Annotated in this window: 11 protein-coding genes; 4 read left to right on the top strand and 7 right to left on the bottom strand. The window is 70.1% G+C overall.

Going from position 1 to position 11,248, the window contains the following annotated elements:
- Positions 1-63: 63 nt before the first annotated feature.
- From DPA01S_RS00560 to DPA01S_RS00540, 5 genes are all read right to left on the bottom strand, one after another.
- The gene (locus tag DPA01S_RS00560) at positions 64-339 is read right to left on the bottom strand and encodes a hypothetical protein (protein ID WP_061913441.1); all 276 of its coding nucleotides are present in this window, start codon (positions 337-339) and stop codon (positions 64-66) included.
- Positions 340-344: 5 nt separating this feature from the next.
- Entirely contained in the window at positions 345-1,280 is a 936-nt protein-coding gene (locus DPA01S_RS00555; RefSeq protein ID WP_153038710.1) for a carbohydrate ABC transporter permease, read from the bottom strand.
- An 8-nt stretch (positions 1,281-1,288) separates the two neighbouring features.
- The gene (locus DPA01S_RS00550) at positions 1,289-2,275 is read right to left on the bottom strand and encodes a carbohydrate ABC transporter permease (protein ID WP_061913439.1); all 987 of its coding nucleotides are present in this window, start codon (positions 2,273-2,275) and stop codon (positions 1,289-1,291) included.
- Positions 2,276-2,375: 100 nt separating this feature from the next.
- Positions 2,376-3,644, bottom strand: coding sequence for an ABC transporter substrate-binding protein (locus DPA01S_RS00545; RefSeq protein ID WP_061913436.1), 1,269 nt, complete (start codon positions 3,642-3,644; stop codon positions 2,376-2,378).
- A 241-nt stretch (positions 3,645-3,885) separates the two neighbouring features.
- Positions 3,886-4,941: an ABC transporter ATP-binding protein gene (locus DPA01S_RS00540; protein ID WP_061913434.1), complete on the bottom strand. Its 1,056-nt coding sequence runs from the start codon at positions 4,939-4,941 to the stop codon at positions 3,886-3,888.
- 206 nt (positions 4,942-5,147) lie between these two features.
- On the opposite strand from DPA01S_RS00540, the gene DPA01S_RS00535 reads away from it, so the two are divergent.
- The gene (locus tag DPA01S_RS00535; RefSeq protein ID WP_061913432.1) at positions 5,148-7,292 is read left to right on the top strand and encodes a PhoX family protein; all 2,145 of its coding nucleotides are present in this window, start codon (positions 5,148-5,150) and stop codon (positions 7,290-7,292) included.
- 67 nt (positions 7,293-7,359) lie between these two features.
- On the opposite strand, the gene DPA01S_RS00530 is transcribed toward DPA01S_RS00535, so the two are convergent.
- On the bottom strand, positions 7,360-8,217 hold the full coding sequence (locus DPA01S_RS00530) for an alpha/beta fold hydrolase (protein WP_232302938.1): 858 nt from the start codon (positions 8,215-8,217) through the stop codon (positions 7,360-7,362).
- 113 nt (positions 8,218-8,330) lie between these two features.
- On the opposite strand from DPA01S_RS00530, the gene DPA01S_RS00525 reads away from it, so the two are divergent.
- The 3 genes from DPA01S_RS00525 (at position 8,331) to DPA01S_RS00515 (ending at position 10,820) form a co-directional block, all read left to right on the top strand.
- Positions 8,331-8,816 (top strand): MarR family winged helix-turn-helix transcriptional regulator, encoded by a 486-nt coding sequence (locus DPA01S_RS00525; protein ID WP_061913430.1) that lies wholly within the window; start codon positions 8,331-8,333, stop codon positions 8,814-8,816.
- 103 nt (positions 8,817-8,919) lie between these two features.
- On the top strand, positions 8,920-9,618 hold the full coding sequence (locus DPA01S_RS00520) for an SDR family oxidoreductase (protein WP_061913428.1): 699 nt from the start codon (positions 8,920-8,922) through the stop codon (positions 9,616-9,618).
- Positions 9,619-9,731: 113 nt separating this feature from the next.
- Positions 9,732-10,820, top strand: a complete 1,089-nt coding sequence (locus tag DPA01S_RS00515; protein ID WP_061913426.1) for a 2-dehydropantoate 2-reductase — start codon at positions 9,732-9,734, stop codon at positions 10,818-10,820.
- On the opposite strand, the gene DPA01S_RS00510 is transcribed toward DPA01S_RS00515, so the two are convergent.
- Positions 10,808-11,089: an Lrp/AsnC family transcriptional regulator gene (locus tag DPA01S_RS00510; protein ID WP_061228358.1), complete on the bottom strand. Its 282-nt coding sequence runs from the start codon at positions 11,087-11,089 to the stop codon at positions 10,808-10,810. The two genes, DPA01S_RS00515 and DPA01S_RS00510, sit on opposite strands and share 13 nt — an antisense overlap.
- Positions 11,090-11,248: the final 159 nt, after the last annotated feature.

The following is an 11,248-nucleotide window of genomic DNA, read 5'->3' as shown; positions in this document are numbered from 1 at the left end:
AGCACCCCTGACGAGGCCCGACAGATGGCCGACGCGCTGCACCCGGAGGGCCGGGCACGCCCCTCAGCTCGCCCGGACCGCCCTGTCGACCCGCCGCCACGTGCGGAAGGTGAACCACGAGATGACCAGCATGAGCACCAGGACCAGCGAGGCGAAGATCGACGGGCGCCCGGTGAGGATCAGGCCCACCGCGTTGACCAGCGCGAGCGCGGTGAAGAACGCGACGAACCCGCCAATCACCTCCAGCCGCTGGCGCGAGGCCAGCGCGTCGCCGCCGCTACGCCCCCGCACCACCCGGTCGGGGCCATCGGACCGACCGGCGCTGTCCCTGCGCCCCATGCCGATCAGCTCTTGAGACCGCCGGCGGTGAGGCCGGAGATGATCCGTCGCTGAAAGAGCAGCACCATGATCACCAGAGGTACGGTGACGAGCGCGCCGGCGGCCATGATCGCCGCGTGCGGCGGGATGTAGGGGTTGACACCGGAGAAGCGGGCGATCGCCACGGTGACGGGCTCGGTCCCGGTGGTGGACAACTGCTGCGAGAGGATGAACTCGTTCCAGGTGATGATGAACGCAAGGATCGCCGTGGTGAACAGGGCTGGCGCCGCGAGCGGAAGGATGATCTTGATGAACGCCTGACCGCGGGTGGCGCCGTCGACGCGGGCGGCCTCCTCGAGCTCCCACGGCAGGTCGTTGAAGAACGATGTCAGGGTGTAGATCGTGAGCGGCAGCGCGAACGAGATGTTGGGGATGATGAGCGCCTGGTACGTGCCGATCCAGCCGATGTCGGTGAACAGCTGGAACAGCGGTGTGACCAAGGCGACCCCGGGGAACATCGACGCGGCGAGGATGAGTCCGGTGACGAAGAACTTGCCGCGGAAATCGACCCGGGCGAGCGCGTACGCGGTGAACACGCCGAAGGTCAGGGCGAGCGCGGTGGTGACGGAGCTGATGATCACCGAGTTGATGATCGCGCCCAGGAAGTTGTTGCCGCCGTCCGTGGACAGTGCCTCGCGGAAGTTGTCCAGCGTGATGTTCGAGGGCAGCGGGCTCGCGGAGAACACGAACCGGTTGTCGCGGAAGGCCGTGACGAGCATCCAGTAGAAGGGCGCGAGCCCCCAGATGAGGATGAGCAGCGCGCCGACGTAGGTGCCCGCGGTGCGGCCGAGAGGCTTGCGCGGGGGCTTGAGGTCCCGGTCGTCGGGGCGTCGGTGGGGGCCGGAGGTCGACGACGACGAGGGGGTCGTCGGCGTGGCCGGCGAGGTGCTGTGGTCAGACACTCGGTGGCTCACCGGATCTCCTCCTTTTTTCCAGTGCGATCTTCCACGACGTTCGCGCCGAGGAACTTCACCATGATGTACGCGACGGCGAAGACCAGCAGGAACACGAGTGTCGAGATCGCGGAGGCGCTGTTGAAGTTGCCCATCCGCATCTCGTTGACCACCAGCATGGACACGGTCGCGGTGGGCGAGTTGGAGTTCGCCGAGACCAGGATGACGGGCAGGTCGTACATGCGCAGCGCGTCGAGCGTGCGGAACAGGATCGCGACCATGAGCGCGGGCCGGACCAGCGGCAGGGTGATGCGGATGAACTGCTGCCACCGGGAGGCGCCGTCGACGCGGGCCGCCTCGTAGACGTCACCGGGGATCATCTGCAGTCCGGCCAGGATGAGCAGGGCCATGAACGGCGCGGTCTTCCACACGTCGGCCACGATGATGGCAACACGGGCGTAGAAGGGGTCGGTGGTCCAGGCGATGTTCGTGCCGAGGATCGTGTTGGCGATGCCGTTGGGGTCGAAGATGAACGCCCAGAGTTTGGCGGTGACGGCGGTGGGGATCGCCCAGGGGACGAGCACCGCGGCCCGCAGGAGGGATCGGCCCCAGATGCTCTTGCCCATGACGACGGCCATGGCGAAGCCGAGCACGGTCTCGAGCGAGACGGTGGTGACCGTGAAGAACAGGGTGTTGCCCATGGCGGGCCAGAAGTCGGTGGCCGAGACGCCGTCGGGGCAGGTGACGGTGCCGCCGCCCGGGGCCGGGCAGGCCTGCGTGAGCCAGTAGAGGTAGTGCTGGAAACCGGCGAACCCGCCGGAGGTGAACATGCCCGTGGCGGGGTCGAGGCCGCGGTCGGCCATGAAGGACAGGTACACCGCGCGGACGATCGGGTAGCCGATCACCACCGCGAGGATGATCAGCGCGGGGCCCACCATCCACACCGGTCGCCAGTCGAACTTCTTCGCCACCAGCGGAGCCTGGGGCGTCTCGCTCGTCGTCATCTCGCCGCTTCCTCGCCGGGTGCGCCACACCCTGTCAGGGAGACCGCTGGGCCCCGGGATGGCACCCGGGGCCCACCGGCCGTCATTCAGAGAGGGTCCGTCACTGAGCCTGTTCGATCGCGGCGCTCATGTCGGTGAGCGCCTGCTCGACGGTCTTCTCTCCCTTCAGGGCCGCGAAGGTGTTGTCCTGAATGGCCTTCGACAGCGCCGGGTAGAACGGTGAGACCGGGCGCGGCTCGGCGTTGTCCAGGGCGGCCTTGAGGGCCTCCATGTACGGGAACTGCTCCTGCAGCGCGGCGTCGTCGTAGATCGAGGATAGGACGGGCGGGAAGGACTCCTGCGCGAAGCCCATCTGGACGTCCTCGGAGATGAGGAACTCGAGGAACGCCGTGGCCGTGGCCTTGTTCTCGGAGTAGACGTTGATGCCGTTGTTGTAGCCGCCGAGGACGGACTTACCCGGGCCGTCCGGGCCGAGGATCGGCGCGACGTCGAACTTGTCCACGACCTCCGAGGTCGGGTCGGTCTGACCCGAGTCGTACATGTACGGCCAGTTGTAGGCGTACATGGTGCGGCCGCCCAGGAAGGCCTGCGCGGTCTGCTCCTCCGTGAAGCTGTCGGACTTCATGGCGACCACGTCGTTCTTGTAGGCGTCGACCAGGGCTGTCAGGCCGGCGCGGGTCTCCTCGCTGTCCAGCTCCGGGGTCTGGCCGTCATCGCCGACGATCCTGCCGCCCCAGCTGTGGATGAACTGCGTGGCCGCGACGGTCAGGCCCTCGTACTGCTTGAGCTGCAGGTTGACGCAGTCGATGGCGGCCTCCACGGCCGCGCCGCAGGACTCGACGAGCTCGCCCCAGTTGGCGGGGGCCTCCGGCTGGAGGTCGGTGCGGTAGTACAGCAGCTGCGCGTTGGTGTTCTGCGGCACCGCGTAGAGCGTGTCGTTGTAGGTCGCCGAGTCGACGGCGGCCTCGATCAGTCCGCTGGTGTCGACCTCGGTCTCACCCTCGATCGGCTGGAGCCAGCCGTTGGCGGCGAAGTACGCGGTGTCGGTGACGTCGAGCGCGAACACGTCGTACTCGCCGCTCTCCGTCTGCAGCGACTGCACGAGGGTGTCGCGCTGACCGTCCTGCTCGGCGGGGAGCTCGTGGAGGGTGACCTCCTGGTCGGGGTTCTCCGCGTTCCACTGTTCGATGACGGGACGCAGCTTGTCCGTGTCGTTGCTACCCATCGCGAAGGTGATGGGGCCGACGCCGGAGGTGCCGGAGCTCGCCTGTTCGCTGTCCTCCCCGCCGCCGGAGGAACAACCCGCGGCGACCACCGCGACGATGGAGGCGGCCGTCGCCGCCTTGAGGAACCTGCCGTGAACGGCCATGCGCTCTCTCCTACTGTCGTGTCTCGACTCCCGTCGGCGCGCGCCGACGGGCAGCTGATCGACGTCGGCTGTGACGCGAATCTCACTGAGGACCTGCTGAGCGTAACCCACACGACGGTGGTCCGGCGGAACCAAGGCGATCATCGGCCGGGCCGCTCGCTCACCGCCGTCAGGTGGGGTTCACACAGGCGAGGTCACGGCGTTAACTGTAACAACAACAGATGTTGCGGCGCGTGACGGTTCAGCGGAGTCGGTCGCCGCCCTCCACCTCGAAGAAGCGCACCTCGCCGTCGAGCGCCTCGAGGTACACGGTGTCGCCTTTGCGCGCGCCCCCGCCGGACCCGGCGCGGTACACCACCGGGTTGCCCTCGGCGGTCGAGCAGTGCAGGTAGCTGTCCGCTCCGAGCTCCTCCACCAGTACGACCGTCACCTCCAACCCGTGGCCGTCCTCGGCGATCCGCAGGTGCTCGGGCCGCACGCCCACCGTGACCCGCGGACCCGACCCGGCCGGCACCGGTTCGCGGAACCCCTCGAGGTCCACCCGGCCGTCGGCCACCGGCGCCTCGAAGAGGTTCATCGACGGCGAGCCGATGAAACCGGCGACGAACGCGTTGACCGGGTTGTTGTACAGCTCGCGCGGAGTGTCGACCTGCTGGAGCACGCCGTCCTTGAGCACCGCGACACGGTCGCCCATCGTCATGGCCTCGACCTGGTCGTGGGTCACGTAGATCATCGTGGTGCGCAGATCCCGCTGCAGCTTGGCGATCTGCGCACGCGTCGCCACACGGAGCTTGGCGTCGAGGTTCGACAGCGGTTCGTCCATGAGGAAGACCTGCGGATTGCGCACGATCGCCCGGCCCATCGCCACACGCTGCCGCTGGCCACCGGAGAGCTCCTTGGGCTTGCGGTCCAGGTACGGCACCAGGTCGAGCATCTCCGCGGCGGTCCGCACCCGCTCGGCGATCTCCTGCTTGCTCGCCTTGGCCAACTTGAGCGCGAAGCCCATGTTCTCGCGGACCGTGTAGTGCGGGTACAGCGCGTAGTTCTGGAACACCATCGCGATGTCCCGGTCCTTGGGTTCGGTCCCGGTGACGTCCCTGTCGCCGATGAGGATGCGTCCGGCGGCCACGTCCTCGAGGCCGGCGAGCGCGCGCAGGGTGGTCGACTTGCCGCAACCGGAGGGCCCGACCAGGACGAGGAACTCGCCGTCGGCGATCTCCAGGTCCAGGCGGTCCACGCTGCGCCGCGCGGCCCCGGGATAGATGATTGACACGTTCTCGAAGGTCACCGAGGCCATGAGCGGGTCTTTCCCTTCACCGGCAGGAACGTGCCGGACGATCCGAGATAGAGGGTGAACACGACGACTGTAGCGGCCCGCGCCGGAGTTCACCGACACTGCGCCCACAGTTCATCCGGACGTTCACCGGGCGCGTTCGTCCGGTGGTTCTGCGCACCTAGCGTCACAGCGTCCGATGAGCCGTAGATGTCTTCAGGGAGACTCGAATGTCCGTCCGCCGCCTGCTTCCGATCGCCACTCCAGGGATCTCCAACCGCCAGCACGTAACATGTGTGTACAAGTGTGGAGACCAGTGCGCCGCCCCGGTGCCCAACACCACCGATAACGCCTACTTCGGCGACATCGCCACCGAGATCAGCCGCCGCGGGGCGCTCAAGGCCGCGGGCGTCGTGGCGCTGGCGGCGGGGGCCGCGCAGGCCCTGCCCGCGACGGCCGCCGCGCAGGGTTCCGGCGCGACCACTTCGCTCGGGGCCACCGGCTCGACCGGCGGCACCACGATCGACACCGGCTTCACCCCGGTCGCGCCCAACAAGGCCGACGCCGTCACCGTCCCCGAGGGCTACTCCAGCGACGTCGTGATCCGCTGGGGCGATCCCGTGTTGCCCGGCGCCCCGGAATTCGACTTCGAGAACCAGACCGCGGCCGCACAGGCCATGCAGTACGGCTACAACTGCGACCTCGCCGTGATGTTCCCGATGGACGACCGCGACGGCCGCTACCTGCTCACCGTCAACCACGAGTACACGACGGAACCCACCATGTTCCGCGGGTACGACTCCGCGAACCCCACGCGCGAGCAGGTCGAGATCGCGTGGGCCGCCCACGGCCTCACCGTCGTGGAGCTCGCCAGCCGCCCGGGCGACGGCGGTCTCGACCCCGTCATGGGCTCGTACAACCGGCGCATCACCGCCACCACCCCGTTCGAGCTGCGCGGCCCCGCCGTCGGCCCCCTCACCCGGACCACCGCCGACCCCACCGGCACTCGGGTGCTGGGGACGCTGAACAACTGCGCTGGCGGGCACACCCCGTGGGGCACCGTGCTCTCGGGCGAGGAGAACTTCAACCAGTACTTCGGCACCTCCGGGACGATCACCGACGTCGACCGCCTCGAGCAGCTGCGCCGCTACGGCATCAGCGCCTCGCCGTCGGGACGCAAGTGGGAGCGGTTCGACGAGCGCTTCGACCTGGCCGCCGAACCCAACGAGGTCAACCGCTTCGGGTACGTCGTCGAGGTCGACCCGTGGGATCCCCACTCGACCCCGGTCAAGCACTCGGCGATGGGCCGGTTCAAGCACGAGGGCGCCAGCATCCACGTCACCCCCGGCGGGACCGTGGTGGCCTACTCCGGCGACGACGAGCGCTTCGACTACCTCTACAAGTTCGTCTCCAGCCGCCGCATCGTCCCCGGCAACACGCGGTCCGCGCGGGCCCAGAACATGCGGATCCTCGACGAGGGCACCCTCTACGTCGCGACGTTCTCCGGCAACTCGCCCGCCTCGGAGATCGACGGCTCGGGCGCCCTGCCGTCCGACGGCGCGTTCGACGGCACCGGCACGTGGATCCCCCTCATGACCGTGAACGCCGACGGCAGGGCCGTCTCCCACGTGGACGGGATGACCCCCGAGCAGGTCGCCGTGCACACCCGGATGGCCGGGGACGCGGTCGGCGCCACCAAGATGGACCGGCCCGAGGACGTCGAGCCCAGCCCGACCACCGGGAAGGTCTACATGGCGCTGACCAACAACTCGCGCCGCGGCACCGCGGGCCAGCCCGCCGCCGACGAGGCCAACCCGCGACACAACAACAAGCACGGCCAGGTCGTGGAGATCACCGACGACCACGAGGGCACCGGATTCGGCTGGAACCTGCTGCTCGTCTGTGGTGATCCCGCCGAGGCCGATTCGTACTTCGGTGGCTTCGACAAGTCCAAGGTCAGCCCCATCTCCTGCCCGGACAACGTCGCGTTCGACCCCGCCGGCGGGCTGTGGGTGTCCACCGACGGCAACGCGCTCGGCTTCAACGACGGCCTGTACTCGGTGGCCACCGAGGGTCCGGACCGCGGTGAGACCAAGCTGTTCCTCACCGTCCCGATCGGTGCGGAGACCTGCGGTCCGCTGGTGTTCAACGATCGCGCGATCGTCAACGTCCAGCACCCGGGCGAGATGGACGGCGCGTCGATCGAGAACCCGGCCTCGCACTGGCCCGACGGCGGTGACTCCCAGCCCCGCCCGTCGACGGTCGTGGCCTGGCGCGACGGCTTCTCCGGCGGCACGGGCTCGCTCGGCTCGGGGTCGCTGGGCTCGGGGTCGCTGGGCTCGGGGTCGCTGCCGACGGGCTCGCTCGGCCGCTGACCCCGCTCGGGCGCGGATCGCAGCTGAGCCTGAGGCCCCGTCGAGAAGAGCTTTTCGCACCATTTCACTAGGTCGATACAGGCGAGATCCTCTTCTCGGCGGGCCGAGGCGCGCCCGCGTACGCCAGTCCGCGCTCGGCGCAGGCCGCGATCGAGGCGGCCACGCCCTCGGGGTCGTCGGACATCGGCACGTGCCCGTCGGCGGTGATCTCCACCTTCGCCTGTGGGAACAGCCGCGTGGCGAGCTTGATCTGACCGACCGGCAGGACCATGTCGAACCGGCCCCAACGGATGGTGATGGGCAGGTTCTCGTCGACGGGCGCGGAGAACAGGAAGGTCCGGCGGTCGGCCCGGTCCAGCACGGTGTTGGACACGATCGCCTCGCTGTCGATCGCGGCGGCCTCGGCGGGGTACCGCCACGGGCGGGCGCAGAACACCGCCATCATGACCGCTCGTCCGGCGGCCCGCTCGGTGAGGGCGGGGATGTGCCGCCCGAGTCTGCCCGCCGCGCGTCGGAGGTTGCGGAAGACGGTGATCGTATAGCGCCACTCGGCGTGCGAGCGGAAGAACCCGGCGGGTGAGAGCGCGGTGACGCTGCTGGCCATCCCGCGCGCGCCGAGTTCCAACGCGAGGAAGCCGCCGAGGGAGTTGCCGGCGATGTGCGGCCGCTCGCCGGCCGGGACGACCGCCTCGAGCAGGTCGACGAGCTCACCGACGAAGTGGTCGAGCACGTCCCCGACGTCCGGCAGGTCGGCGGAGCGTCCGTGTCCGGGCAGGTCGACGACGACCACGCGGAACCGGTCGGCGAGCAACGGCACCACGGCATCCCAGGCGTGCGCGCGGTGACAGACGCCGTGGATGAGGACGATGGTCGGTCCGGATCCGGTGATCTGGTGATACAAACCCATGCCCTGAGTGTCCATCATCACACGCCGCTCCACCAGTGTCTCGACGTGACGCCCCACGACGGGAGAGGAAGGGCTTACATTCGGTGCCGCGAGGCTCCCGGGGGGGAGCCGGTCTCGAGGGGGCTGGGGTCATGACGACGACGACGAGGGAACCGGACACCGGTGAGGTCGGGCCCGCTCTGGGTCTCGCCGAACAGTTCCGGCCCATCCTTCTCCGGCTGGACCTGCTGGTCCGCCGGCAGAGCACCCAGTACGCGCTGAGTAGAGCGCAGACGTCGATACTGCACACCCTGGCCTGCCACGGGCGGCTACGCATGACGGACCTCGCCCGGCTCGAGAACGTGCGGGTGCCGACCATCAGCAACTCGGTGAGCGTCATCGAGGCCATGGGGTACGTCGAGCGCGAGCCCGACGAGTCCGACCGGCGTGGCGTCTGCGTGCGGTTGACGGACCTGGGCCGAGCGCGCATCGAGCAGGTGGTGGCCGACCGCGACCGCGACTTCGCCGAGCACCTGGGCCGGCTGACCGGCGAGCACCGCGAGCTGCTGTCGGCGGCGGTACCCGCCTTCAACGCCCTGCTCGACGCCTTCGACGCCGGCACCGCCGGACCTGCCTGACCTCACCTGGCCCGCCCAGCCGGGCCCGCCGCACCCGACGCACGGGCGCCACCTGACCCCGCGCGGCCCACTCCCCCGCCCCGCCCGACTAGCCTCGGCGGGCATGAGCACAGTCGTCATCACCGGCGCCTCCCGCGGGATCGGGGCGGCGACCGCCCGCGCCCTGGCCGGCAGCCACGAACTGGTCCTGGTGGGCCGCGACGCCGACGCGCTGCGGGCCGTCGCCGCCGACTGTCGCTCCGCACACCCGGACGACGGCCGGTCCGTCGAGATCGTCGAGGCCGACCTCACCACCGCCGACGGGGTCGCCTGCGTCGCCGACGGCCTCAGCACGCTCGACGGGCTCGTCCACTGTGCCGGGGTCGCCGATCTCGGCCGGATCGAACACACCGACGCCGAGCAGTGGCGCCGGGCGTTCGAGGTCAACGTGCTGGCCGTGGTCGAGCTGACCCGGGCACTGCTCCCGGCGCTGCGCGCGGCAGGCGGACACCTCGTCGTCGTCAACTCCGGCGCGGGGACCACCGCCAAGCCCGGCTGGGGCTCCTACAGCGCCTCCAAGTTCGCGCTGCGCGCCGTCACCGACACCCTCCGCGGCGAAGAACCCGACCTACGCGTCACATCGATCCACCCCGGCCGCGTCGACACGGACATGCAGCGCGCGATCGTCGCGGCGGAGGGCGGCACCTACGACCCCGGCGCCTACCTCAGCGCCGACTCCGTGGCCACCGCCGTCCGGCACGCGTTGGAGTCCACTCCGGACGCCCACCCCACCGAGGTCGTCCTGCGGCCCCGGCGCCGCTGACGCCCGCCCCACTCCCCTCGCGCGCCCGCACCACTCCCCTCGCACTTCCCGGCACGGTCACGTACGGCGAACGCCTGCCGCGCGGCCGTGCGTGCCGTAACGTCTCCACCACCATGACCAGCCCCGATCGCCCACTGCGGATCACCGTGATCGGCGCGGGCGTGGTCGGCTGCTACCTCGGCGGCCGACTCGCCCGCCACGCCGACGTGACCCTCGTCGGGCGACCCCACGTCCTCGACCCCATCCGCGAACTGGGCCTCACCGTGGAGGCGGGCGGCAACGAGGGCGGTCGCCTGCACGTCCCCGCGGACATGCTCACCCTGGCCACCACCCCGGACTCGGTCCGCCGCACCGATGTCGTGCTGATGTGCACCAAAGCCGGGCAGACCGCCACCGCCACCGCGGAGTTCGCACCGCTCCTGCGACCCACCACCCTCGTGGTCGGTCTGCAGAACGGGCTGCACTCCGCCGACCTCATCCGCGAAGGCGTCGACTCCGCGCCGGTGATCGCCGGCGTCGTGCCGTTCAACGTCGCCCGCACCGGACCCGCCACCTACCGCCGCACGTCCACCGGTGAGATCCGGATCGCCGAGCACCCGCGGCTCACCCCACTGCTGCGCACGGCCGCCGAGGCCGGCCTGCCGCTGCGTCCCACCGACGACATCCAGGCCGTCCTGCACGGCAAGATCCTCATGAACCTCAACAACGCCGTCCAGGCCCTCTCCGGCCTGCCGCTGCGCACCGAGCTGCTCGACCGCGACCTGCGGTGTTGCGTAGCCCTGTGCCAGGCCGAGGCGAACCGGGTGTTCACCGCGGCCGGCGTGGTGCCCCGGGTGCCGCTCGCCGTGCCCGCCGGCGCCCTCCCGATCGTGATGCGCCTGCCCACCCCGCTGTTCCGCCGACTCGGGCGGGCCGTGATGCGGGTCGACGCCGACGGCACCTCGTCCATGAACGACGACCTGCTGCGCGGCCGGCCCACCGAGATCGACGTCCTGCAGGGCAAGGTCGTGAAGATGGCCCGTCAGCTCGGACTGTCGGCGCCGGCCTGCGAGCGGATGGTGGAGCTGGTGCGCGAGGCGGAGGCCGACGGCGAAAACCGCCGTCGGTGGAGTGGCCCCGACCTGCTCGCCGAGCTGCAGCGCGCGCGGCGCCGGGCACGCCGGCTCGCCCGTCTGCAGCAGAGGAGCGGTCAGTCCTCGTAACCGATCGAGAACGCGGCCTCGAGGTCATGTTTGGACTGGGTGCGGAACGCGATGTGCGTCTCGGTGTCCAGCACGCCGGGGACCTTGTTGAGGCGGTCGGAGACGATGTCGGCGATCTCCTCGTTGCGCCGCGCCCGGACCAGCACGATGAGGTCGATGGTGCCGGTGACGGAGTACACCTCTGACACGCCGTCGATCTCGGCGATGGCGGAGGCGACCTCGGGGATCCGCGCCGTCTCGGCGTGGACGAAGACGATTGCGGTGATCATGGGCCCAAGGGTAGTGCAGTCGAGCGGCCACGGGACGGCAGTGGCCGGTGCGAGAACCTCCGGATGGTGGAGCGGCGAACCGCACGGGTCCGCTCCTTCAACCGGAGGCCCTCGCCTCAACCGGGCTCAGCTTCCCGAGCCGGGAACGACCCTCTCGTA

Source organism: Dietzia papillomatosis NBRC 105045, assembly GCF_001570845.1.
Classification (GTDB): Bacteria; Actinomycetota; Actinomycetes; order Mycobacteriales; family Mycobacteriaceae; genus Dietzia; species Dietzia cinnamea.
This window is presented reverse-complemented; position numbering and strand designations above follow the sequence as displayed.